Origin of the sequence: Arthrobacter sp. HS15c (genome assembly GCF_040812005.1) — a bacterium.
Lineage (GTDB): Bacteria > Actinomycetota > Actinomycetes > Actinomycetales > Micrococcaceae > Arthrobacter.
On the sequence record NZ_JBFOHM010000001.1, the window covers coordinates 429,647 to 453,909 of the forward strand.

19 protein-coding genes and 1 tRNA gene are annotated in these 24,263 nt (G+C 66.7%); 4 read left to right on the forward strand and 16 right to left on the reverse strand.

Features of this window, described 5'->3' with window-relative positions; genetic code table 11:
* Positions 1-58 precede the first annotated feature (58 nt).
* The 4 genes from ABV518_RS01960 to galU form a co-directional block, all read right to left on the reverse strand.
* Positions 59-131, reverse strand: a tRNA-Ala gene (locus tag ABV518_RS01960).
* A gap of 124 nt (positions 132-255) precedes the next feature.
* The gene (locus tag ABV518_RS01965; protein ID WP_367765156.1) at positions 256-1,215 is read right to left on the reverse strand and encodes a hypothetical protein; all 960 of its coding nucleotides are present in this window, start codon (positions 1,213-1,215) and stop codon (positions 256-258) included.
* A gap of 98 nt (positions 1,216-1,313) precedes the next feature.
* Complete coding sequence (locus tag ABV518_RS01970) at positions 1,314-1,934, reverse strand: GNAT family N-acetyltransferase (RefSeq protein ID WP_367765157.1); 621 nt, start codon at positions 1,932-1,934, stop codon at positions 1,314-1,316.
* 6 nt (positions 1,935-1,940) lie between these two features.
* On the reverse strand, positions 1,941-2,846 hold the full coding sequence (galU, locus tag ABV518_RS01975; RefSeq protein WP_367765158.1) for a UTP--glucose-1-phosphate uridylyltransferase GalU: 906 nt from the start codon (positions 2,844-2,846) through the stop codon (positions 1,941-1,943).
* Positions 2,847-2,931: 85 nt separating this feature from the next.
* Between galU and ABV518_RS01980 the strand changes: the two genes are divergently transcribed.
* From ABV518_RS01980 to ABV518_RS01990, 3 genes are all read left to right on the forward strand, one after another.
* Positions 2,932-3,555, forward strand: coding sequence for a 5-formyltetrahydrofolate cyclo-ligase (locus ABV518_RS01980; protein WP_367765159.1), 624 nt, complete (start codon positions 2,932-2,934; stop codon positions 3,553-3,555).
* Positions 3,556-3,684: 129 nt separating this feature from the next.
* The gene (locus ABV518_RS01985) at positions 3,685-3,945 is read left to right on the forward strand and encodes an FmdB family zinc ribbon protein (protein WP_131131380.1); all 261 of its coding nucleotides are present in this window, start codon (positions 3,685-3,687) and stop codon (positions 3,943-3,945) included.
* 307 nt (positions 3,946-4,252) lie between these two features.
* Entirely contained in the window at positions 4,253-4,816 is a 564-nt protein-coding gene (locus tag ABV518_RS01990) for an RcpC/CpaB family pilus assembly protein (protein WP_367765160.1), read from the forward strand.
* Between the two features lie 80 nt (positions 4,817-4,896).
* Here the strand turns inward: ABV518_RS01990 and ABV518_RS01995 are convergent, their stop codons facing one another.
* The 10 genes from ABV518_RS01995 to ABV518_RS02040 form a co-directional block, all read right to left on the reverse strand.
* Complete coding sequence (locus ABV518_RS01995; protein ID WP_367765161.1) at positions 4,897-9,105, reverse strand: AAA family ATPase; 4,209 nt, start codon at positions 9,103-9,105, stop codon at positions 4,897-4,899.
* Positions 9,106-9,234: 129 nt separating this feature from the next.
* Positions 9,235-10,824, reverse strand: a complete 1,590-nt coding sequence (guaA, locus tag ABV518_RS02000) for a glutamine-hydrolyzing GMP synthase (RefSeq protein WP_131131377.1) — start codon at positions 10,822-10,824, stop codon at positions 9,235-9,237.
* A gap of 99 nt (positions 10,825-10,923) precedes the next feature.
* Entirely contained in the window at positions 10,924-11,454 is a 531-nt protein-coding gene (locus ABV518_RS02005; RefSeq protein ID WP_367765162.1) for a DUF3817 domain-containing protein, read from the reverse strand.
* Positions 11,451-12,314: an SURF1 family protein gene (locus ABV518_RS02010; protein ID WP_367765163.1), complete on the reverse strand. Its 864-nt coding sequence runs from the start codon at positions 12,312-12,314 to the stop codon at positions 11,451-11,453. The genes ABV518_RS02005 and ABV518_RS02010 overlap by 4 nt, the downstream gene beginning before the upstream one ends.
* Positions 12,315-12,373: 59 nt before the next feature.
* Positions 12,374-12,862 carry a PTS sugar transporter subunit IIA gene (locus tag ABV518_RS02015; protein ID WP_131131374.1) on the reverse strand — a complete coding sequence of 163 codons (489 nt, stop codon included), beginning with the start codon at positions 12,860-12,862 and terminating at the stop codon, positions 12,374-12,376.
* A 44-nt stretch (positions 12,863-12,906) separates the two neighbouring features.
* Complete coding sequence (locus ABV518_RS02020; RefSeq protein WP_367765164.1) at positions 12,907-14,646, reverse strand: glycerol-3-phosphate dehydrogenase/oxidase; 1,740 nt, start codon at positions 14,644-14,646, stop codon at positions 12,907-12,909.
* Between the two features lie 103 nt (positions 14,647-14,749).
* Complete coding sequence (locus tag ABV518_RS02025; RefSeq protein WP_367765165.1) at positions 14,750-15,886, reverse strand: GuaB3 family IMP dehydrogenase-related protein; 1,137 nt, start codon at positions 15,884-15,886, stop codon at positions 14,750-14,752.
* Complete coding sequence (locus tag ABV518_RS02030) at positions 15,883-17,745, reverse strand: ABC transporter ATP-binding protein (RefSeq protein WP_367765166.1); 1,863 nt, start codon at positions 17,743-17,745, stop codon at positions 15,883-15,885. The genes ABV518_RS02025 and ABV518_RS02030 overlap by 4 nt, the downstream gene beginning before the upstream one ends.
* A 100-nt stretch (positions 17,746-17,845) precedes the next feature.
* A complete protein-coding gene (gene guaB / locus ABV518_RS02035; protein ID WP_131131368.1) occupies positions 17,846-19,357 on the reverse strand; it encodes an IMP dehydrogenase in 1,512 nt (503 codons plus the stop codon).
* 270 nt (positions 19,358-19,627) lie between these two features.
* A complete protein-coding gene (locus tag ABV518_RS02040) occupies positions 19,628-21,697 on the reverse strand; it encodes an acyltransferase family protein (protein WP_367765167.1) in 2,070 nt (689 codons plus the stop codon).
* A 137-nt stretch (positions 21,698-21,834) separates the two neighbouring features.
* Between ABV518_RS02040 and ABV518_RS02045 the strand changes: the two genes are divergently transcribed.
* The gene (locus ABV518_RS02045) at positions 21,835-22,803 is read left to right on the forward strand and encodes a DUF389 domain-containing protein (protein ID WP_367765168.1); all 969 of its coding nucleotides are present in this window, start codon (positions 21,835-21,837) and stop codon (positions 22,801-22,803) included.
* Here the strand turns inward: ABV518_RS02045 and ABV518_RS02050 are convergent.
* A complete protein-coding gene (locus ABV518_RS02050) occupies positions 22,772-23,878 on the reverse strand; it encodes a flavin-containing monooxygenase (RefSeq protein ID WP_367765169.1) in 1,107 nt (368 codons plus the stop codon). The two genes, ABV518_RS02045 and ABV518_RS02050, sit on opposite strands and share 32 nt — an antisense overlap.
* Positions 23,878-24,234 carry a hypothetical protein gene (locus tag ABV518_RS02055; protein WP_367765170.1) on the reverse strand — a complete coding sequence of 119 codons (357 nt, stop codon included), beginning with the start codon at positions 24,232-24,234 and terminating at the stop codon, positions 23,878-23,880. The genes ABV518_RS02050 and ABV518_RS02055 overlap by 1 nt, the downstream gene beginning before the upstream one ends.
* Positions 24,235-24,263: the final 29 nt, after the last annotated feature.

Below are 24,263 nucleotides of genomic sequence, written 5' to 3' on the forward strand. Positions count from 1 at the left end.
TGTCCAATCCAGGGAGTTCAGGCGCCGAAGATCCCGATTGGATCAGGCAGCCATGGTGTGGAGCTAAGGAGATTCGAACTCCTGACCTCTTCGATGCGAACGAAGCGCTCTACCAACTGAGCTATAGCCCCGGAACAGCCCGCTCTCCGGTGGGAGCCGCGGGGCCGGTGACCCTAGGCTACAAATTTTCCGGCCACTTTACCAACCGGGACCGCAAATGCCCCTGCGGCGGTAACGCCGGTGGCCTCCAGGGTGTCAGGCGCGCCGGCGCTGCAGGACGTCGTCGAGGTTGCTCAGTGCGCTCTGGGCTTTGGTCAGCGGCTTCGGCGCCGGTCCGGCAGCGGGTGCGGCGACAGTGCCCTGCTTCAGTGACGGCTTCCCGACGGCTTTGGGTGCCTCGGGGAGGTCCAGGGGCTCGGGTGCCGGCCGTTCGGCCTTCGCGGCCTCGACGTAAACCGGCTTGGGAACCTCAACAGGCTCCCAGGTTTCACCGGCAGATCCAGCGTCCACCGCGGTCCTGGCGCTGGTGTCGCCGGCCTCGAGGGCAACGGCGAGTGCAGCTTCGCGCAGTTCAGCGGCGGTCAGCGGCTTGGCCTTGGGCTGGTGGGCCTCGGCGTCGAACAGGGGCCGTTCCGGCTGGGACGCAGGCTTGGGTGTGTTGAGGGGAGTCCGCTCCGGCTCACTGTGTCGGCGGGCCGGCGAACCCATAGCGGCACGGAACGCGGCGTTGACCTTTTTCCTGCGGTCACGGACTGCCAGGCCGCGGAGCAATGCCAGCGATCCGAAGGCCACCAGGAAGGCAGAAACCGGCAGCAGCCCGCTGCCCAGTCCAAACGGGAGAAGCATGCCGGCAATGAGCGCGGTCAGGAGTGAGACCAGGGCCGCGAGGGCGAGTGCCGTGCGGCCGTAGCGGATCTTGAATCCACTCGGCGCCGGCCTGTCGCCGGGCTCCGGTGCGGCGGTGTCCGCTGCGCCGGCGCCTGCTGCGGCAGCGGGGCTCTTCCTGATGTCCATGGCTTTCTCCTGCTGGGCGGTGATGTTCATGACCGTCCCGGCTCTCGGGTCCGATGAGTCAGTAGCTGGTGCGTCCGCCGTCATCTCACCTGCAGCCTGAAACTGGTGCCGGCGGTTCCGGAGAACATACGGGGCAACCCAGACAATCCAGAGCACAACGGCAACCACAAGGATCACTGAGCTGCTAAGGGGGAAGTCCACAATCAAAACCGTATGAGCATTAAGTCAGCCCCTGCGGCATTAGCCACGGTGTGTCGTCGGCAACGTGGCAAATCAATGGAATTATGACGGCCCGGGACTCAGGACTGGCGGGAGGCCAGCCACCGGGGCAGCAGCCCGTCAGGGACTTCTTCCGAGGTCAGGGCAAAGGTCCGGTGGTCGGCCCACTCGCCGTTGATATGCAGGAAACGGGGCCGGTAACCCTCGTCCCGGAAGCCCAGCTTTTCAACCACCCTCAGGCTGGGCCCGTTCTCCGGACGGATGTTGATCTCCATGCGGTGCAGCCCCAAAACCTGGAAGCAGTGGTCCGTGGCCAGGGCCACGGCCGTAGGCGCAATGCCATGTCCTGCCCGCCCCTGGTCCACCCAGTACCCGAGCGTTGCCATCATGGCTGAGCCCCACACAATGGATGACACGGTCAGCTGGCCAACTATGGCTGGAGCCGCCGCGCCGGGCCGCCGCTCGGTGATGAGGAACGGCAGTGCCGTCGACTGCGCGGCCTGGATCTTGAGGGACCGCACCATCTGCCGGTAATCGGGCAGGCCTCCCCCGGGCGCCGGGTTGGACGCCTCCCACGGAGCAAGCCATTCGCTGTTGCGCCCCCGGACTTCGGTCCATTCCTTCCTGTCCCGGTACCGGATGGGACGCAGTACCAGGTCGCCGCACTCCAGCGTGACGGGCCAGATGGGGCCTGCGCGCACGGTGCGTTAGTGGGAGAGGCCGGCGGTGAAACCGGGCAGCCACTCGCGCAGACCGGGACCAAGGTCATCGCTGTCGATGGCCAGCTGGACGCAGGCCTTGAGGTAGCTGAGCTTGTCACCGGTGTCGTAGCGGCGTCCACGGAACACGACGCCGTAGACTCCGTGGCCTTCCCCGTCGCCGGCAGCCAGTTCCTGCAGGGCGTCGGTGAGCTGGATCTCGCCGCCGCGCCCCGGTCCGGTGCGTTCGAGCACCTCAAAGACCGCAGGGTGCAGGACGTAGCGTCCAATGACGGCGAGGTTGGAGGGCGCATCTGCGACGTCGGGCTTTTCCACCAGCTCGTTGATCCGGACATAGCTTTCGCCGTCGATTTCCTGGATGTCCGCGCAGCCATAGGCGCTGATCTGGGACGGTTCCACCTCGATCAGGGCCACAACCGAGCCACCGGTTTTCGCCTGGACGTCGATCATGGTGCTCAGCAGTTCGTCCCGGGCGTCTATCAGGTCATCGCCCAGCAGGACGGCGAACGGTTCGTAACCAACGTGCTGCTTGGCACGAAGCACCGCGTGGCCAAGGCCGTTGGGGTCGCCCTGGCGGACGTAGTGGATGTCACCGAGGTTGCTGGCGGCCTGGATGGATGACAGTTTTGCTGTCTCACCCTTGTCCGCCAGGGTGGCTTCGAGTGCCGGGACCCTGTCGAAGTGGTCTTCGAGGGCGCGCTTGTTGCGGCCGGTGATCATCAGGATGTCGTTAAGGCCAACCTTGACGGCTTCCTCAACGACATACTGGATGGCCGGTTTGTCGACTACCGGGAGCATTTCCTTCGGCATGGCCTTGGTGGCAGGCAGGAACCTGGTGCCGAGTCCCGCAGCGGGAATGACGGCCTTGCGTACTGTCTGGTTAGTGGTAGTCACCGGACTAATCTAGCGGAGGGAACATACAGACAGTAATTATTGGACGGGAGAAACCCGGCCGGGACAAACAGGAGGAGCAGCCACTATGACTGCTGGCAGCAGCTCAGCCAAGGAAGAGATCCGTGCACTGCACCGGGCTGTCCGCGCCGCCATGGACCCCGCCGCCCGCGAGGCGGCCGGTGCCGGCATAGCGCGCCACGGCCTCGACTGGGCTGACCATCTTTCCCCGGGGAGGCCGTCGACGTTTTGCGTTTACCTCGGCGTGGGTTTCGAGCCGCCCACAGGCCCGCTCATTGATGCTCTTCACGGCCGGGGCCACAGGATTCTGCTGCCGGTCTGCGAAGCCGGACGCCGGCTCAGCTGGGTGTTCTGGGCACCGGGCGGGGAGCTCGTCCGCAGCACGTTTGCCCCCATCCTTGAGCCGGCGGGGACCCGGCACGGGCTCGACGTGATGGCCGGCGTCTCCGGGCTCTTCCTGCCGGCCACCGCCCTGGACCACAACGGCCACCGCATCGGACAAGGCGGTGGCTACTACGACGTTTTCCTCGATGCGCTCGACGGCGTCCGGCCCGGCCTTCCCTCGGCGGCGATCGTGTACGACCGGGAGGTACTGCCTGCCGGCAGCATTCCCGCCGAGGACTTCGACCGGAAAGTACCGGACGCCCTCACTCCCTCGGGGCTGGTTCACCTGGGCCCGGAGCGGGCCTAACTTCCGACGCCGGCCAGCCTCCCCGGCGGGGATGATAGAATTGGCACTCAGGCCCTGCGACTGCTAATGGACGGAAACGTTCGTCCTGGCAGCACGGGACCTCTCGTTTGTCCAAGAGGAGGAGCACCAGTGCCAACGTATGCGTACGCCTGCAAGGATTGCAGCCATGCCTTCGATATTGTCCAGTCGTTCACGGACAGCACACTGACGTCCTGCCCCGAGTGCCAGGGCACCTTGCGCAAGAAGTTCAACAGTGTTGGCGTGGTCTTCAAGGGCTCCGGTTTCTACCGCACCGACTCCCGGGATGCCAAGGGAAGCACGGTTTCGGCCGCCCCGTCGGCGCCCGCCGCGCCGGCACCCGCCCCCGCCACGGCCGCTGCCGCAAGCTGACGCGCCAGGCCTGTTCCCAGGCCCCGCATTGCCGCGACATCCTCAGCGCTGCCCGGTCCGGTTGTCCACATAGCCTTAGACCGGTCTGTTCTCTGTGTCCGGCCCGAAATAGCGTGGGCCCATGTCCGCCACACTGTTTCGCCCTCATCGAAGAACTCCCACCAGCCGAAAGAACCCTGAGCCCGGGCGTCCGTCACGTGGTGCGCGTCCGCTGTCGGCTGGCCGACCGCCGGGCCGTCGGCTTGGCCCGTGGCTGGCCCGCAACCGCCGTCTCGCCATAGCGTTCCTGCTCTGCGTTGCAGCCGCCGTGGCGGTCCATCAGCTCACTCCGGCGCCTGCGTATTCGGTGACGGCCCTCGCCGCGGCCCGGGACCTTCCGACCGGTTCCACACTGGCGCCCTCGGACGTGGCCGAAGTACAGGTTCCGCCGGGCATGATCGCCGCCGGATCCCTTCAGGTCACCTCCGAGGCAGCGGGAAAGCAGTTGGCAGCCCCGCTCCGCAAAGGGCAGCTCCTGACGGACACCCAGCTGCTGGGCCCCGGTTTGCTTGCGGGGACTCCGCCGGGTTCTGCAGCTGTGCCGCTGCGGATGGCGGACGCTTCCTCCATCCAGCTCGTGTCACCGGGGCAGCTGGTCAACGTGGTGCTCACGTCCGCGAACGGCTACGACCAGCAGGCTGCCTCGGAAGTGCTGGCGACGGCCGTGCCAGTGCTCTGGACCTCGGGCCAGGGCGGTAAAACCGGAGAATGGCTGGGAACAGGCGAGACAGACGGCCTCATCGTGGTGGCGGCCGACCCCGGACAGGCTGCACGGCTGGCAGGCGCCTCCACGCAAGGCAAACTGTTTTTCGTCCTTGTCGGGCCGCCGTGAGGGTGACACGAGGGGCCGTCGGCGGGGTGACCCGCCCGCGCCCGCTGGTGAGGCCCATGGCGCGGTGGGGCGCCGGTCCATCACCCCCAGTGCGGCGGTTTCTGTTCCTTCAGCCATGCGTCGTGGTCGTCATCGGGGCCATCGCCCCAGCGCCGGGGGTCGTCCTCCGCGGCTTTGTTGGGCAGGATGCCCTCTGTTCCGGTGGCAGCCTGGCCGTACGGGGCAGGCGTTTTGGCTTCCTCGCGGGCGTTTTCCTGGCCTGTGCCCTGGCTTGGCACCTGGCCGTCGGCGGCTTCTCCGCCGGCGCGGGCGTCAGCGTTGTGTGTTGGGGCCACGCGGACCGCCTCCTCCTCATCCGGACGTGCCGCCCGGTTCTGGTAGTTTTCCGGCGCAGCAGGCTGTCCCTGCCGCGTGTGGTCAGCCCGGCTGGGAAGGTCATCCTCCCGGCTGAGGCTCCCATAGGCTTCAAGTGAGAGCGGGTCCACGTCGTCGTCGAAGAAATTTGCGGATGCCGTGGCCCGGCCCGGCAGGACCACTTTCTCCAGGCCCAGGTAACCGGCAATGCGGTCAGCGCACGCCGAAGGGTCGGTGAAGACCTCGATGGTCCACAGTGGCATGTACCGCCAGCCCATACGCTCGAGGAGCTGCGGCCGGAGCCGGCTCCGCTCCCGGACACTCATGGTCCGGTACTGGTCGGTGCCGTCTGATTCGATGGCCACCGGCCACGGCGTCTCGGGGTCGTCCTGGCCCATGGTGCTGAGCGGGTCGGCTGCGGCCACCATGTCGATGACGCCGTCGTACTGGTGCCAGACGCGCGCGCCGCGGGCACGCAGGCGGTCCCCGAGGTCAGCAACCAGCGGATCCGCTCCGAGCGCCTGCTCGCTGGCGGCCGCCCGGGAGGCAGGGGTGCCGAGGTTGGTGTTCCCGGCAATCTCCCGGTCCAGAAGCTCGTAAAGGTCGACGGCGCCGTGGGCCAGCCTGGTGTGGTCCAGGTCTTCCGGCCGGAAGCAGGTCAGGACGTGCAGGGACCGGCGCGCCCGGGTCATGGCCAGGGCGAACTTTTCCCGGCCACCCTCGGCGGACAACGGACCGAAATTGTGCAGGGCGCGGCCATGCGGCGTCCGTCCGAAGCCGGGTGAAAAAATCACGTGGTCCCGGACCAGGCCCTGTGCACGTTCAAGGTCCACGACGCGGAAGGATTCGGGACCTGCGCCGAAGAACCCGGCAAGGCCGGGGTGGTTGGGCAGCTGCAGCCGGATGGATTCGCCGATCCTGGCCGCGTGCCTCAGGCTGGCCGTGACAACGGCGAGGGACGTGCGCGGGCGGAGCCGTGCATGTTCGAAGACAAGGTGCACCACCCGGTTCACCTCTGCCACGACGGATTCAACACCTTCGTGGTCGGCGCTCGGCAGCCCGGTGCCGTCCGGCAGGTACTCAACCAGCAGGGCCCTGTCCAGGCCTGTGGCGGACTGGCCCTCCGGCAGCCGGCGGAGGCCGCCGTCGTAGAAATTCTTGCTGAGCTGGAGGACCAGGTCCTCGTCCACGGCCCGGTACACAAAGTTCAGCCGCCAGACCGGCAGCACGGCTGACAGTGCGGAGAAGGCGCTCTCCACGCGCTGGTGGGCCGTTTCGCCGGCCGCGAGCCGTTCCACTCCGACGGTGAAAGTGCGCGGGCTGGCAATCCGGGAATCGCCGAATGCAATGACCTGCTTGGCCCGGGCCATGGCTGGCAGGACCGCCTGGAGCGACGTTGCCTCGGCGTCCAGGACAACCACGGCATCAAAACGCTGCTCCGCCGGAAGCAGCCCGGTCATCAGGTACGGGCTCACGGACCAGACAGGCACCAGCATGGGCACCAGCGCCGGCGCCTGGGCGGTCAGCGCGGCAAGGGTCACCCGCCCGTCCTTGAGCAGACTTCGCAGCAGGGCGGCCTGGCGCGGGTTCTCGCCGATGGCTGCGCGCCACCGCTCGGACAGGTCCCAGCGGAGCCGCGCTGCGCCGCTGGCAATATGCGCGTTGTCGGCGAGCCGGTATTCAGCTTCCAGCTGCCGGAGGGCGTCACCGTCGGACATGGCGAGGTAGTCGTCGCCGCTGATCATGGCTTCCAGCGCGGACTGCCACCATGCGAGTTCAAGCTCCGCGGCCACGGATCCGGCCGGGACCTCCCGCTCGGCGAGGTCGGTGAGCAGTTCACCCAGGCCGTGTTCGCGCATGTTCTCCACCAGCAGCGTGCGCTCCGGCAGTGTTTTCAGGGTGTCCGTGTCCGCGACCAGCCGCTCGAGGCGTTCCATCAGCTCCGGGTACGGCGTGGTTGCCAGGGAACCGCCCGCCTCGGTGTGCCGCAGGGCCTCCCCCAGCTCCGTCAGTTCACGGTCCAGAGAGCGGTACATCATGTTCATCTCCGCCAGCCCGGACGGCACGGCGGGGTGGCGCTGCGTTGTGGCGTAGCCGGACCACAGTGCGCGCTGTTCCTGCACGAGCAGCAGTGAGCTGTGGAGGTCCGCGATGTGGACCCCGGGGCGGACGTATTCCTTCGCCACGCGGCGCAACCGGGAGCGCTGCATGGACGCCATGTCGATGTTCCGCTCACGCCGCCAGGCCGAGGATGCGGTCGCCGATATCAGGTCATGGACGGGCCGGTCGAAAATGTCCGGGGTGAACTTGTCCAGGCTTTCCCGCACCGCCATAAGGAGCTCAAGCTGCTCGCCCCATTCGGCAAATGACAGGCCAAGGCGGATCTCGGCGTGCTCCGCCACGGCGTTCATGCGGTCCCGCAGGACCGGCAGGGTTTCTTCCACGGAGCGGGCCAGCTGCTGGGCTTCTTCCGTTTCCTTGCGGGTGAGCAGCCTGGCCCCGTGCCAGGGGCTGGTGGTGGACGCACGGCTGAAACTGCCGAGTTCGGCGGCACGGTGGAGCCGGCCCGCGAGTTCGTTGCGGTCCCTGATGTTGTCCAGGACGCTCCGCTTGAGCCGGACAGTAGTGGCCGGGGCAGGCTGGATGGAGGTCAGTTCGGCCAGTGACTGCATGGCCTGATAGGGCGAGCACCCCCAGCGCTGCCGCACGTTGTGGAGGGACGCAACGTGGTCCGTCAGGGCGTGCCGGTGTTCGGTGAGGGTCTTATGCAGGTTCCCGAGCTGGGGCTGGAGGGACTTCTCGTTCCGGACGATGGCGCGCACCAGCTGTGCCTTGAACTGCTGCGGAGTGGCGGTGCCGGAGAGCTGGAACAGGATGGATTCAAGGCCGAGGGTCTCCAGCTGCGCCGACACCTCGTTGAGGCTGGCACGCCGGTCGCCAACCACCAGGACGGTTTTGCCGGCATCCACGAGCGCGCCGATGGTGTTGATGGCGGTCTGCGTCTGGCCGGTTCCTGGCGGACTGCTGACCAGGAGGGAATCACCGGCCCGGGCGGCGTCAAGCACGTACTGCTGGTCCGCGTCGGCGTCGAGCAGGAGCAGTTCATCCTGAGGGTGGCGCTGGTCCACGCCGGGAAAGCGCGAGGGGTCCGGTTCGTCCACGTCCACGACTGCACCGCTTGCGGCGGTGGCCAGGGCAGCCACCAGCGGGTTCGCTTCGTTGATCCAGGGGTCATCGAGGTTCCCGGACAGGTCGGCAAAGGTGGAGACCAGCAGGTTGTGCTGCGCCTCGGCACCGTGGATGGGCCTGATCAGCATAGCCAGCCGGTCAAGCACCGGCTGGGGGTCAAAGCGCGCGGTGCTGTACGCCAGGCGGGTCACCGCGTTGACGTCGAAGACGATCCCGTGGATGTTCTTCAGGTGACGGACCAGCGCCGGGTTGATGTGTGCCTGTTCCGTGAGCTGCAGCTCGTAGTCATCTTCGCCGGGGCGCACTGTCAGGGAGATCGCGGTCAGCATGACCGGGGCGGAAATCCGCTGCGGTTTGCCCCCGACGGCGGACGTCCAGACCACAGTGCCGGCGGACAGGTAGCCAGCGTCGATGCCGCGGTCATTGCCCAGTTCGAAGATCTTGGAGCGGATGTTCCGTGATGCGCGGGCCGCGACCACGTACTGCTGGCGGTCCCGGATCAGGGTGGAAAGCCGCGTGCGCCGGCCTGCCATCAGCTGGGCGAGGCCTGACGGGTGGGCGTGGGTCAGGTCGATGGAACCTTCAGGGGTCTTGGTGAAGCGCAGCATGGTGTCTGCCCCGGTGACGGGCTTAAGACCGGACAGCCATTTCCTGAACTCCTCGGAGCCCTCCGGGTGGCCTTGACCAACTGACACTACTGCCTTCTTTTCTGCGTTTTCACGTGACGCCCTGGACCATACCGGCATACTTTCGAGCGTAGCCGGAAAGATGCCGTAGTGAGAGACCGCAACACTGATCATGCCAAATTGCGGAGTAATTCCCCTCAAACGACCAGTGGCCGGCCTCCGTAACGGAGACCGGCCACTGTTATGCGGTTATTCCCATTCGATGGTTCCCGGCGGCTTGCTGGTCACATCCAGCACAACGCGGTTAACGCCTTCCACCTCATTGGTGATCCGGTTGGAGATCCGGGCCAGGAGGTCGTAGGGCAGCCGTGACCAGTCCGCCGTCATGGCATCCTCGGAGGAAACCGGACGGAGGACGATCGGGTGGCCGTAGGTGCGGCCGTCGCCCATGACGCCGACGCTGCGGACGTCGGCCAGCAGGACAACCGGCATCTGCCATACGTCGTTGTCCAGCCCGGCAGCAGTCAGCTCGGCGCGGGCAATGGCGTCCGCCTTGCGGAGCAGGTCCAGGCGTTCCTTGGTCACCTCGCCGACGATGCGGATTCCGAGGCCGGGCCCGGGGAAGGGCTGGCGTCCGACGATTTCCTGCGGCAGGCCCAGCTGGGCGCCGACGGCCCGGACTTCGTCCTTGAACAGTGCCCGCAGCGGCTCGACGAGCTCAAACTGCAGGTCCTCGGGAAGGCCGCCCACGTTGTGGTGGCTCTTGATGTTGGCTGCGCCTTCGCCGCCGCCGGATTCGACGACGTCGGGGTACAGGGTTCCCTGGACCAGGAACTTGATCTTTTCGCCGTGTGCGGCTGCCTCGGCGATGATGGCCAGTTCGGCTTCTTCAAAGGCGCGGATGAACTCGCGGCCGATGATCTTGCGCTTCGTCTCCGGATCGCTGACTCCGGCCAGGGCGGCCTGGAAGCGCTCCTGCTCGTTGGCGACGTAGAGCTTAACGCCGGTGGCGGCGACGAAGTCGCGTTCCACCTGCTCGGCTTCGCCTTCGCGCAGAAGCCCGTGGTCAACGAACACACAGGTCAGCTGGTCGCCCACGGCGCGCTGGACGAGGGCCGCGGCCACTGCGGAGTCGACGCCGCCGGAGAGGCCGCAGATGACCTTCGCGTCGCCGATCTGCTGGCGAATGCGCTCCACCTGCTCGTCGAGGATGTTCCCCGTGGTCCAGTTCGGTTCCAGCTTGGCGCCCTTGAAGAGGAAGTTCTCCAGCACCTGCTGGCCGTAGGCCGAGTGCTTCACTTCCGGGTGCCACTGCACGCCGTAGAGGCATTTTTCCTCGTTGGCGAAGGCTGCCACTTCGGCGCCGGCGGTGGTGGCCAGCACTTCGAAGCCTTCCGGAGCCTCGTGCACGGAGTCGCCGTGGCTCATCCAGGTGTTCTGGTGCTGCGGCATCCCCTCGAGCACTGAGCGGCCCTCGCCGAGGATGGTGGTCTGGGTGGAGCCGTACTCGCGCAGGCCGGTCTTGTCGACTTTTCCGCCGAGGGCGTTGGCCATGGCCTGGAAGCCGTAGCAGATGCCGAAGACCGGGATCCCGGCTTCGAAGAGGTCGGCGCCGACAGACGGTGCACCGTCAGCGTAGACGCTGGACGGACCGCCGGACAGGATGATGGCGGCGGGGTTCTTGGCCAGGAGCTGCTCGGTGCTGTAGGTATGCGGAACCACTTCCGAATACACATTCGCTTCCCGGACGCGGCGGGCAATAAGCTGCGCGTACTGGGCACCGTAGTCAACAACCAGCACCGGCTTCTGGGAAGTCTGGGATGCAGTGGGAGTAGTCACCGTACTAGCCTACTTTGCGCGGTTGCCCCGCCGCACATCCAGGGCCGCCGGTGTGACGGAGTGAACGTCCGATGGCGGGACAGCCTGGGCGCCGCCGCCCTAGTAGCGCTGGGGTGCCTGCGGGTTGTCTGCCAGCTCCGCCTCGACCTCGGCGTGGAACTTCTTCTCCACGATGAAGGACAGGAACGGAATAACGCCGCCCAGGGCCAGCAGGATGAGTTTGGCGAACGGCCAGCGCATCAGCGACCAGAGGCGGAAGTTGGACATCAGGTACACAACGTACATCCAGCCGTGGACGATCAGCACCGTGACGGAGATGTTGACCCCGCCGAGGACGCCCTTGGGTTCGGCGTCGGCGAACCCCAGGGCGAACGGCTCTCCCGTGACGGCGTTGGTCCCGCCGGCGAAGAGGTACTGGCCGAAGGCGTAGCGCGCAATGAGCTCGGCGCACAGCAGCAGCAGCATGCCGCCGGTGAGGTATGCGAGCACCTTGTAGAACTTCAGGGCCGAGCGGATCTGCTGCTCCGTGCCGCCGAAGCGGCGCTTTTTGCCTTTGTTGGCCGCTCCGCCGCTGGTCTGGCTGCTGTCACCGGACGGCTGTGCCTGCATGGCAGGTTTGGGTTCAATCATGGCTGTACCTTTTGTTGGGTCGGTTCAGAAGGTGTGGGGGCTGGGAGGTGGTCGTGGGCGCCGTCGGTGCCGTCGCCGCCGTCGTGCTGGTCCTCGAGGGTCCGGCGGTAGTCGTCCTTGACCAGGCGCCACCAGATAAACAGGGCAAAGCCGGCGAAGACCACCCACTCCAGGGAGTAGAAGAGGTTGAGCCAGTTGATCTTCTGGGCGGGCGGCTGGGGTCCGATGTTCAGCGGCTTGAGCGCACTGTCCGTGGCCCCGGCGCTGAGGTCTGTTCCGGCTGACACTTCTTCCGTGGCCGCGATGAACCCGGGGTAGCTGCTGACGTCCCAGTAGTTGATGAGTTCGGCCACGGACACCGCCGTGGCCCGCCCCGGGCCGGGAGCCGTTTGGGGCAAGGGCGCCTCGGACGGCAGGAGCCGTCCGGTCAGTTCAACAGTGCCCGACGGCGGTCCGGCAGCATCTGCGGGATCGGCCACCCAGCCGCGGGCCACGGGGATCCAGGTTTCCGGTGAGGCGCCGGCGCCGCTGAGGACGGGCGCTCCGTTGACGGCAAAGGCCGTCACCACCCAGTAGCCGGACTCGCCGTTGTGCAGTCGTCCGGGTATCAGGACCTGCTTGTCGGCGTCGTAGGTCCCGACTGCGGTGACCATCTGGTCCGCCACGGAGCCATGGAAAAATTCTCCGGGCTGGAGCGTGCCGGTCAACGACTGTGCCGTCTCGGTGGCGGGGTTGACGGGGATCTCGGCTTGCGTGGACCTGCCGAACTGCCATTGGCTGAGCAGGACGAAGACCCCGGAAACGGCAATCGCGAACACCAGGCCTGCGATCCATCGGGGTTTGAGGGCTGTTTTCCACACCCCTTAACCGTACTTCGTTCCGCCGTAGAACAACTAAACGCAGGGCTCTGGTCCCAATCTCAGTGGTCGAAGAAGACCAGGCTGGAGTTGATGAGCTCGGCGATAACTTCGGGGTCGTAGGCACGCCGCAGGGACTCACGGAACGATTCCTTGGACAGCGACCGGGCCAGGGTGGCCAGTACCTCCAGGTGGTCCGAGAAGGAACTCGCCGGCGTCGCGATCAGGAGAATGACGGTGGCCGGACCGTCGGTGGCGCCGAAGTCCAGTGCGTGCCCGTACTTGGTGATGCCGACGGCGATGGAGGTCCGGGACACGAATTCGCTCCGGGCGTGCGGCAGGCCGATGCCGCCCGGCAGGCCTGTGGCCAGCTGGTGCTCACGGGCGTGGACGTGCTCCAGGAAGCCCGGCAGGTCCGTCACCCTGCCGGCGGCGAAAAGACGCGCAGCGAGCTGCGATGCTGCGTCCACCTTGTCCGATGCCTCAAGCTCGAGGATCACCATTTCGGGCGTGGTGAGTTCGGCATCGTACCGGTCAAGTGGTTCCGCCAAGGCGTGTCCCTTCAGTGAGGCGAGAATGCTGGAGCAGGAGCCCCTCAGCGCAAGGGAACGATGTCGTCGACGCCCATTCGTGCGGCGTCGGCGGATTCATCATCGGGTTGCTGCTGGCTCAGCCGCTCGGCTTCTACGCGTGCAATGTAGTGCTTGATTTCGCTTTCGCGCTGCACATCGCTCCAGCCAAGGACTTCACCCATCAGTTTAGCGACTACCGGAACCGCGGAGACACCACGGTCCCACGCCTCGATCGAAATCCGCGTCCTGCGGGTCAGGACGTCGTGGACATGCCGGGCACCCTCGTGGGTGGCGGCGTACACGGCCTCGGCCTGGAGGTAGTCGTCGGCGCCGGGCAGCGGCTCCGCCAGCTCAGGCCTCTCCGCGATGATGGCGAGCACTTCCGGCGCCATCGATCCGTAGCGGTTGAGCAGGTGTTCGACCCGTGCCACGTGGACGCCCGATTCCTCAGCCGTCCGGTTGCGCCGGTTCCAGGCAGCCTTGAAGCCGCTGGCACCGAGCAGCGGGATGGTCTCCGTGCAACTCGGCGGCACGCGTTCGTCCATGGTGCGGGTGGCTTCGTCTACGGCGTCCTTGGCCATGATCCGGTACGTTGTCCATTTGCCGCCGGCCACCACCACGAGGCCCGGCACCGGGTGCGCCACGACGTGTTCGCGCGAGAGTTTGGCGGTGGAGTCGTTTTCGCCGGCCAGCAGGGGACGCAGCCCGGCGAAAACCCCCTCCACATCTTCCCGGGTGAGGGGCCGCTTCAGGACCCTGTTGACGCGTTCCAGGATGTAGTCGATGTCCTTGCTGGAGGCTGCGGGGTGGGCCTTGTCCAGGTTCCAGTCGGTGTCCGTGGTGCCGATGATCCAGTGCCGCCCCCACGGGATGACGAACAAGACAGACTTCTCCGTGCGCAGGATCAGGCCCACGGTGGACTGGAAGCGGTCCCTGGGCACCACGAGGTGGATGCCCTTGGAGGCGCGGACCTTCAGTTGGCCCCGTTCGGTCACCATGGCCTGGGTTTCGTCCGTCCACACACCGGTGGCGTTGATGACCTGCTTGGCGCGGATCTTGAACTCCGTGCCGTCTTCGTGGTTGACCACCTTGGCCCCGACCACGCGTTCGCCCTCGCGCAGGAAGTCCACCACCGCCATCTGGTTGACGGCGTGGGCGCCGTAGTGGGCAGCGGTGCGGATCAGGTTGGCCGCGTATTTGGCGTCATCGACCTGGCCGTCGTAGTACCGGATGGAACCGACGAAGGCGTCGTCCTTGAGGCTGGGCGCGGCGCGGAGGGTACCGCGCCGGGTCAGGTGCTTGTGGAAAGGCACCCCGCGGCTATGCCCGCCGGTGATGGACATGGCGTCGTAGAGGGCGATCCCGGCGCCCACGTACGGCCGCTCCAGGAACGGTTTGGTCAGCGGGTACAGGAACGGCACTGGCCTGGCGAGGTGCGGGGCGAGGACGGACAGGATCAGGCCGCGCTCGTGCAGGGCCTCCTTGACGAGGCCGAAGTCCAGCATTTCGAGGTAGCGGAGGCCGCCGTGGATGAGTTTGGAGGACCGGGACGAGGTGCCGGCCGCCCAGTCGCTGGCTTCCACGATTCCCACGCTGAGTCCGCGGGTCACGGCGTCCAGGGCCGCGCCGGTACCCACGATGCCGCCCCCGACAATGAGGATGTCCAGTTCCTTGCCGGGGTCAGTGGTGGCCCGGAGCCGTGCGATGGACTGCTCACGGGCCGCCGGGCCCAGGGTGCCGCTGGTGTTTGGAACACTCTTCATGGAACGCCTCCGATGCCGCTGGTGCAGGTAGTAATCCACACTACTTGCTAGCCGCACGGTTCGGCAGGCGGGTCCGGGTCCTGCACCCGGCCCGCGCCGGACGTCAGTTTCCTGAGTAGGGCGAGACGACGACGTCGACCCGCTGGAATTCCTTGAGGTCCGAATAGCCGGTGGTGGCCATGGAGCGGCGCAGCGCGCCGATCAGGTTTGACGTGCCGTTGGTGTGGTGGCCCGGCCCGAAAAGGACTTCCTCCAGGGGGCCGACGGTGCCAACGTTGGCCCGGTCGCCGCGGGGAAGTTCCAGGTGGTGGGCCTCTTGGCCCCAGTGCCAGCCCTTGCCCGGTGCCTCTTCGGCTCGGGCGAGTGCGCTGCCGAGCATTACGGCGTCGGCGCCCATCGCGATGGCCTTGACGATGTCGCCTGAGGTTCCCATGCCGCCGTCGGCAATCACGTGCACGTAACGTCCGCCGGACTCGTCCATGTAGTCCCGGCGGGCCGCAGCAACGTCGGAGATGGCCGAGGCCATCGGCGAGTGGATGCCCAGGGCGCGGCGCGTGGTGGTGGTGGCTCCCCCGCCGAAGCCCACGAGCACGCCGGCAGCGCCGGTGCGCATGAGGTGCAGTGCCGGGGTGTAGCCGGCGGCGCCGCCGACAATGACTGGCACGTCGAGTTCGTAGATGAACTGCTTGAGGTTCAGCGGCTCGTGGTCCTTGGACACGTGCTCGGCGGACACGGTGGTGCCGCGGATGACAAAGATGTCGACGCCGGCAGCCACCACGGTCTTGTAGTGTTCCTGGGTGCGCTGCGGGGTCAGGGAGCCGGCCACGGTGACGCCGGCGGCACGGATCTCGGCGAGGCGCGAGGTGATCAGTTCGGGCTGGATGGGCGCACGGTACAGCTCCTGCATCCGTCCCGTCACGGCGGGGCTGTTGACCTCGTCCTCGAGGGCGCCGATCTCTTCCAGGATCGGCTGCGGGTCCTCGTACCGGGTCCAGAGGCCCTCAAGGTCCAGGACCCCGAGTCCGCCAAGGCGGCCGAGGGCGATGGCTGTCTGCGGTGACATGGCCGAGTCCATGGGGGCGGCGATGACAGGCATGTCGAACTTATAGGCGTCGATCTGCCACGACACGGAAACGTCCTTGGGGTCGCGGGTACGACGGTTAGGGACAATCGCAATGTCATCCAGGGAGTAGGCACGACGCCCACGCTTGCCACGGCCGATCTCGATCTCGTAAGTCACTGGTCTAGGTTATCCTCCAACGGTGTCAACTGCGATTCGAACATCCTGAAGTAGCGGCCGCGCAGCGCCACCAGCTCCTTATGGGTGCCCTGCTCCACGATGCGGCCGTCTTCGAGCATGTACACGATGTCAGCCTTCTCGATGGTGGCCAGGCGGTGGCTGATGGCGATGATGGTGCTGCTGCGGTCAGCAAACAGCCTTGTGAAGATGCGGTGCTCGGCGAGGGCATCGATGGCCGAGGTGGGCTCGTCCATCACCATGAACGTGGCGTTGCGGTAGAAGTTCCTGGCCATGGCGAGCCGCTGCCACTGGCCGCCCGAGAGCCCGCTGCCCTTCCGTCCGCGCGGATCCTCCATCCAGTTGCTGACGTGGTTGTCCAGGCCGTTGGGCAGTTTGTTGATGAACTCCAGCGCCTCGGCATCTTCCGCCGACCGCCGGATCCGGCCGTCGTCCTTCGCCGAATCGACGTCCCCGAAGTAGATGTTCTCCGCTGCGGTGGCGAACTCGTACTTCAGGAACTCCTGGCTCAGCACCGCCAGGTGGCGGTGCCAGGAGGTGACGTCGACGGCGGCGAGGTCCACGCCGTCGAGCATTACCTGCCCTGAATCCGGGGCGTAGAGCCCGGCCAGGATCCTGATGAGGGTGGACTTTCCGGCCCCGTTCTCCCCCACGATGGCGATGTGCTGGCCTTCCCGGATGGTCATGCTGATCCCGCGGATCACCTCGATGTCGCTGCCGGTGTAAGTGAAGCGGATGTCCTTCAGCTCCACGGTCTTGGGGGCCTGCAGCAGCGGCGGCGCGTGCCTGGAGTGGACGGGCAACGCCATGAACAGTTCGTAGTCCTTGAGGTTCGCGAGGTCCTCGTCGATGGAGCTCAGTGACGACACCAGGTTGTTGGCGGTGGAGAGTGCACGGCTGACGATCTGCTGGACGTACAGGAACTGGCCCACCGGCTGGGCGCGTGCGATGATCTGCCCAACCACCCAGATCAGGGACACCACTTCGGCGCCGTACTGCAGGGCATCGGCGGCAAGCTGCTTCGGGATGTACCGCTTCTGGAAGTCCAGCCGGCGGCGCTCGTCCGCGTCCCGCAGCCGGGACCGGAAGTCCATCAGGTAGCCAACGATGCCGTACAGCCGCATTTCGGCGATGTGCTGCGGGCGCAGCAGGTTTGTCTCGATCATCCGGCGCTGGCGGCGCGAGTCCACCTGCGTGTTCCAGTGGGCGATCTGCTCCCGGGAAAGCTTGAACTGCAGGTAGACACTGGGCACGATCGCGACCAGGACGATGACGGCGATCCACCAGCTCACCAGCAGCAGGGCGCCGACGGCGAGAATCACCGACACGAGCTGGGTGAAGATCGCGGCGATGCGGTCCAGGACGCGGGCGTAGGAGTCAGAGAACCGCTTGGCACGGTCATAGAGGTCAACGGTCTCTTTGTCGTCGTACCGCCAGAATTCGAGGGCCAGGAACCGCTCGTACATGAGGTCGCCCACGATGGCGCCGACCTTGAAGCTCATGAGCTGCTGGATGTAGCGGTCCACGCTGCTGAAGGCACCCCAGAACATTCCCAGCGCCGCGGTGATGATGACGTAGACAATGGCCTGCTGGCCGGCCGCCGTGTCTCCGGAGTAGGCAGCCGCCAGGGCCGTGGTGGTCAGCGCAGCAAAATAGGTGGTGACCAGCGGAAGCAGCGCCGAGATCAGGGATCCGACCACTTTCATCACGACGGCGGCCGGTGAGGCCCGGAAGCTGACCCGCAGCACCTGCGCCACCGCACGGGCATAAGGCCGCACGGCGAGCTTCCGTTTAGGATCCCGCTTGGGGTTCAACTCAACGGGATGGCGGGGTCCAGGCATGAATACAGCCTAGTTCGGCCCGGTGGCTGAGCTGGTCGGCCCCGGTGGTTGAGCTTGTCGAAACCGGGGTTTCGACAAGCTCAACCACCGACACCGCCGGTCAGCGCGAACCGTAGTTCGGTGCCTCCACCGTCATCTGGATGTCGTGCGGGTGCGATTCCTTGAGCCCGGCCGGCGTGATGCGGACAAACTTGCCGCGCGCCTTCAGCTCCGGAATGGTCGGGGAACCGACGTAGAACATCGTCTGGCGGAGCCCGCCCACGAGCTGGTAGGCCACGGATGCCAGTGGCCCGCGGTAGGCCACCCGGCCTTCGATGCCCTCAGGGATCAGCTTGTCGTCGCCGGAGACGTCGGCCTGGAAGTAGCGGTCCTTCGAGTAGGACGTGTTCTTGCCGCGGGACTGCATGGCACCGAGGGAGCCCATGCCGCGGTAACTCTTGAACTGCTTTCCATTGACGAAGATCAGCTCGCCCGGGGACTCGTCGCAGCCTGCCAGCAGGGAGCCGAGCATCACGGTGTCGGCGCCGGCAACCAGCGCCTTGCCGATGTCGCCGGAGTACTGCAGGCCGCCGTCGGCGATCAGCGGAACACCGGCCGGGATGGCCGCCTTCGAGGATTCGTAGATGGCGGTGATCTGCGGGACGCCCACACCGGCCACCACGCGGGTGGTGCAGATGGAGCCCGGACCCACGCCCACCTTGATGCCGTCGGCGCCGGCGTCGATCAGTGCCTGCGCGCCTTCACGGGTGGCGGCCTGGCCGCCGATGATGTCCACGTGCGCCGCCACGGGGTCGGACTTCAGGCGGCGGATCATGTCCAGCACGCCCTGCGAGTGGCCGTTGGCGGTGTCCACGAAGAGGGCGTCGACGCCGGCGTCCACAAGTGCCATGGCGCGTTCCCAGCCGTCGCCGAAGAAGCCGATGGCTGCGCCCACGCGCAGGCGGCCTTCCTCGTCCTTGGTGGCGAGCGGGTACTGCTCGGCCTTGGTGAAGTCCTTGGTGGTGATCAGGCCCTTGAGGCGGCCCTGCTCGTCGACGAGCGGGAGCTTTTCGATCTTGTTGGTGGCCAGCTTGTGCGAGGCTTCCTCGCGGCTGATGCCCACGTGGCCGGTGACCAGCGGCATCTTGGTCATGACGTCGCTGACCAGCCGCAGCGGGAAGTCGGCTTCAGGCACAAAGCGCGTGTCGCGGTTGGTGACGATGCCCAGGAGCCGCATGCCCTCATCCACCACGGGCAGGCCGGAAACGCGGTACTGGGAGCAGATCTCGTCCAGTTCCGCCAGCGTGGCCTCAGGGCCGATGGTCAGCGGGTTGGTGATCATTCCCGACTCGCTGCGCTTGACCCGGTCCACCTGGTCGGCCTGGTCCTGGATGGACAGGTTGCGGTGCACCACGCCCAGGCCGCCCTGGCGGGCCATCGCGATGGCCATCCGGGATTCGGTCACGGTGTCCATCGCGGCGGACAGCAGCGGGGTCTGCACCGTGATCCGCTTGGAGATCCGGGAGGAGGTGTCGGCGTCGGAGGGGATGACGTCGGTGTGGCCGGGGAGCAGCAGGACGTCGTCGTATGTCAGGCCAACAAAGCCGAACGGATCGTGTGCGGGCTGGGTCATGAGTGCGCCTCTTACCTTGGTTGCGGGGTTCACGGGTAGGGGTTGCAGCTGATGACCAGCCCGTCATTACGGGACTGGTCCGTGCATGGGTTGCGGTGCGGGGGTACTTCGTACACGGGTTCAGTGCAGAAAGTGTTGAGTAAATATTAGAACCTCGGCGCCGATCCCCCTATTCCGGGGCGGCAATGTGAGCAACGGCACGATCCCCACCCGCTCCCTAGCCTCGCAAGCTCGGCCAGGGAACCCTGCGGGCGTGGGCCCGGCGCAACCTCAGGCCCAGCCGGTGGCCGCCAGCAGCCGCTGCTCAAACATGGGGATCATGCTCTGCACGTAGGTCTTGGTGAGGTGGTTGTCGTCCTTGTAGACGTAGACGTTCCCCACCACGGCCGGGCAGGTGCCGCCGGCGCAGATGAAGTCGCTCAGGTCCATCAGGTGGAGTCCCGCAATCTGGCCGCGGTAGCTGTCCAGCGGCGACGATTCGGCGAGGGACTCGTTCAGCGGCGCGTTGCATTCCGGGGCGTCCGCGCCATGTTTCTGGACACACTCCGGCATGTTGATACTGAACCGCGGGTTGTCCCGGACCCCCACCACGTCCATCCCGGCCTGGGTGAACTCGCGGATGCCGTCGAGGTAGCCGGGAACCTCGGTTTCGAACGGCGCCTCCGCGTGGGTCAGCGAAGCGACGGTGAATACGGCGTCCGGCCGGTGTTCCATCACGTAGGCGGCGCTGGCCTTGTTGAACGCGTTGCACTCAGCGTCCCGTTCGGGTGACTCAGCACCGAAGCGGCAGCTACCCCTGAGCAGCGTCACAACTTCCCAGCCGCGGTCTTTGGCGATCGGGCCGAGGGCGGCCATGTACTGCTGCGCGTGGGAATCGCCCAGCACCACGATCCGTTTGGTGACCGTCTCCGGTTTTGTGTTCTGCAGGCATCCGTTCAGTAAGGGATCGGATGGCACGTTGGCGTCGGTGCAGAGCCCGTCGATGTCCGCCCATTCGTCCTTCATCGCCGCCGGCGCCGGAATGATCCGGGCTTCCGGGGTGGGTTTGCCGGCGTTCTCCGGCGCAAGTGAAGCGGCCCCCGGCGTCAGCTCGCGGGGCTGCGCGGCCGCGGCGGCCTCCTCCGCGGTGATCGTGGTTTGCCACACGGCCACCGGGCCGGCGAGCACCCCGCAGCAGGCGGCGATGACGACGGCGGTGCGCCAGGACCGCTTCTGCGGCCAGTGCCAGTCCCGCAGCGGCTTCTCCACAAACCGGGTGGTCAGCACGGCGAGGACGACGGACGCGGCGACAACGGCCAGTCCCTGGCCGAGACCGGGCGTCCCGATCCCGGTGGCGGCCAGCGCCAGCACCAGCACTGGCCAGTGCCACAGATACAGGGCGTAGGAGTTGTCGCCGAGGGCAACCAGCGGCTTCCAGCTCAGGAGCCGGTCCACGCCGAACCGGCTGCCGCTCTGGCCGGCAACGATAATCGCCGCTGCGGCCAGGGTTGGCCACAAGGCAATGAATCCAGGGAAGGAGCGGTCCACGGTGAGCACCAGGCCGCAGGACACCATGGCGGCCAGGCCGGCCCAGCCGAGCATGACGCGCAGCGCCTTGCCCGGCTTCACGTACGGCAGGACCAGGGCCAGGAGGGAGCCGAGGGCAAATTCCCACAGGCGCGTCCGGGTGTCGAAGTAGGCATAGGCCTGGTTGGTGGCTGTCTGCTCGATCGAGTAGGCCAGCGATGCCAGGAAGATCGCGGAGAAGGCCGCCGCCAGGACCAGCCGGTAGCTGGCGTTGCTCCGGCGACGAAGCCACCGCCACACCATTGCGGCACCGGCGAACACCAGCGGCCACAAAATGAAGACCTGGCCCTGGATGGACAGCGACCAGAAGTGCTGCAGCGGGCTGGCTCCGGAGTGGTCCTGGGCGTAGTAGTCGACGGCGGTATCGGCCAGGAGCCAGTTCTGCCGGTAGAGCAGGGAGGCCCAGGCCTGGTCCAGGACGTCGGGCCAGCGGCTCTGCGGCAGGATCAGCCACGTGCCGGCCAGGATGCCCAGCAGAACCACGACGGCGGCAGGCAGCAGCCGTTTGAACAGGTGCAGCCAGTGCCGGATAAGGTTCAGGGGTTTGCCCGCTTCGACCTTCCTGATGAAGGAAAGTGTCAGCAGGAATGCTGAGATCAGCAGGAAGATGTCCACGCCGCCGGAGACCCGCCCCAGCCACACGTGGTACGTCACCACCATCAGTACTGCGAGCGCCCGGAGCCCCTGTACCTCGGGCCGGAAAGTCGCCTTGCGTCCTTTGGGGGCCGCTTCGCTCGCACGGCCGGGAGCGGCCGTGGTTCTCGCAGTCGACACAAAAGACCTCTCGCAGCGGGCAACCAAAGCATCCATGCTACCGAGCCGTATTTTCGATGACCAATCAGGGCGGGCCGGTCAAGGGTCCCCAAGCACCGGGAAACTATGCTGTCCCCAGGCCAGGAAAGGGATCTGACGTGATTGTCCAGATGCGTATTTGTGTTCCCGGAGAGCTCTCCGCCGTCGTGCAGGAATGCTGTACCGGGCAGACCGGATGCGCCGGGCTGGCAGTTTCTGCCGAAGCGTCCGTCCTGCCTCCCGGCGACGTCATCGAGGTCCAGATCGCCCGCGAGGCGGTCGAAGAGCTGCTGGAGAAACTGCACGTCCTGAAGGTGCACGAGACTGGGTCAATTTCCCTCTCCACGCCCGAACTGGTCCTGTCCCGGCGCGCGGACGAAGCGGAAAACGCAGCGCCGGGCGACGGGTCGGACGCCCTGATCTGGGACGAGGTGACGCGGCAGACCGGTGAGGACTCCCGGCTGACCTGGAGCTACCTCGCCTTCCTCGTGCTGGCAACGCAGCTGGCCGCCATCGGCATCGTGACCAACTCGACGATCGCGATCGTCGGTGCCATGGCGGTGGGGCCGGAGTTCGGCCCGCTGGCCGCCCTCGCCGTCGCCCTGGCAAGGGGACACTGGCGGCTGGGGCGCCGCGCCGCCGTCGCACTGGCCGTTGGTTTTCCGGTGGCCATGCTGCTGGCGGCGCTGAGCGCGTGGCTGTCCGTGCCGTTGGGGCTCTTTCCAGCAAATGTCCTGGACTCCGGCTCCGCGGTGGAGTTCATTTACCATCCGGGACCGTACTCGCTGATCGTTGCTGTGCTGGCGGGGGCGGCCGGAATGCTGTCGGTGATCAGCCGGCGTTCGGCCGCGCTCATCGGTGTTTTCATCTCGGTGACCACGGTGCCGGCGGCAGGATTCGTCGCAGTGGCGCTGGTCCTCGGTGAATACCAGAAAGCTGCAGGTTCGGCGCTGCAGCTTTTGGTCAACCTGGTGGGGATCGTGGCCGCTGCCGTGGCCGTGCTTGTCTTCTACCGGCTGGTGTCCAGCCGGTTGCCCGAGGACATGGCGCGCCGGCTTAGGTGGAAGATGCGGCGGACTCGCGGCTGACGGAAACCGGGATTCTTCCGGCCAGGTAGCGGGCGTCACGGCTGGCGCCCGGAAGCGTTGCCGATGCTGCCGCGAACATGAACTCCTGCCCCAGGAAGAACAGCCCGGGCGAGTCAAGCGCAACACCGCGTTCCTGCCGGGGCAGCCCGCCGTCGTCAAGAAGGGCCGGATCGATCCAGCTGAAATCATCCTTGAATCCCGTGCACCAGATGACGTTGGCGACTTCAAGCCGTGTTCCGTCCGCCAGGACGGGCATTCCGTTGTCCACTCCGGCGACCCGCGGCACGAGGCGGACGCCTGCGTTGGCGAGGTCTTTGGACTTTGTCCGGATGAGCGGAGCGGCGTGGGCTTTGAAGGCCGGAGCCGCTTTGCGTCCGATCGGCGTGTTGAGCGTGAGGACGTGCAGGCCCAGGAACCGCACTACCGGCAGGAAGTATCGCGCCGCGGTCCGGCCGTGCTTCACCGGAATCTCGCCGCCGGGCTTGCCAGCCACGGTGGTGGGATGTGTACGGGATACTTCGATGCCGATCTCCGCCCCCGAGTTCCCCAGCCCCACCACCAGGACCGGACCTTCCTGCAACTGCCGGGGGTTCCGGTACTCGCTGGAGTGGAGCTGCACGATGGACGGCGCCAGTTCGGCGGCGAAGCCAGGCACTTTGGGTTCCTGGCTGCATCCTGTGGCGACGACGGCGTTGCGCGCCTCCCAGCGCCGGCCGTTGGCGGCGGCGATGTAGCGGTCACCTTCCCGCCAGAGCCGTTCGATGCGGACGCCGTTGAGCACTGGCAGGTCGAACCGGGCGGCGTAGCCTTCAAGGTATCCGGCGACTTCATCCTTGGTGGGGAAGGTCAGCGGATCCGCCGGGAACGGCGCGCCCGGCAGTCCGTCGTACTTGGCGGGAGTGAACACCCGGAGCGAATCCCAGCGCTGGCGCCAGGCGTCGCCCGGCCGGACGTTGGCATCCAGGATCAGGAACTTCCGTTGTTGTTCGTTCAGGTAATAACCCATGGCCAGGCCGGCCTGGCCGCCGCCGATGATCATCGTGTCCAGCATGCCGGTCAGATCGTTGTCGTTCATCACTGCGCTCCTTTTTGACTGAGGTTGATTCTTACGGCTGAACCCTCTGTGCGATCTGTCGTCCGTCCGGCCGCTGTGCCGCCGTCGGCTTCGCGTCCCGTCTCCCTGTAGCGCCACCACCAGGCCAGCATCAGGGCGGATGCCAGGACGTAGGCCAGGTGGAGGGCCCAGATGGGGCCGGCGGGCAGGTTGAAGACGTAGATGGAGTGAACGGCATTGGCCACATTGCTCAGGACCAGGTTCCCCAGGCTGTACGAGGCGAGGTCCCGCGTGCGGGCCGCTTTCACCAGCATCGGCAGCATTCCCAACGCAAACAGCACCGTCGAAAGGGTGCCGGCAAGGACTGGAAGGTTCATGCTTTGAGGCTACGGTCGGGGCCAACCCG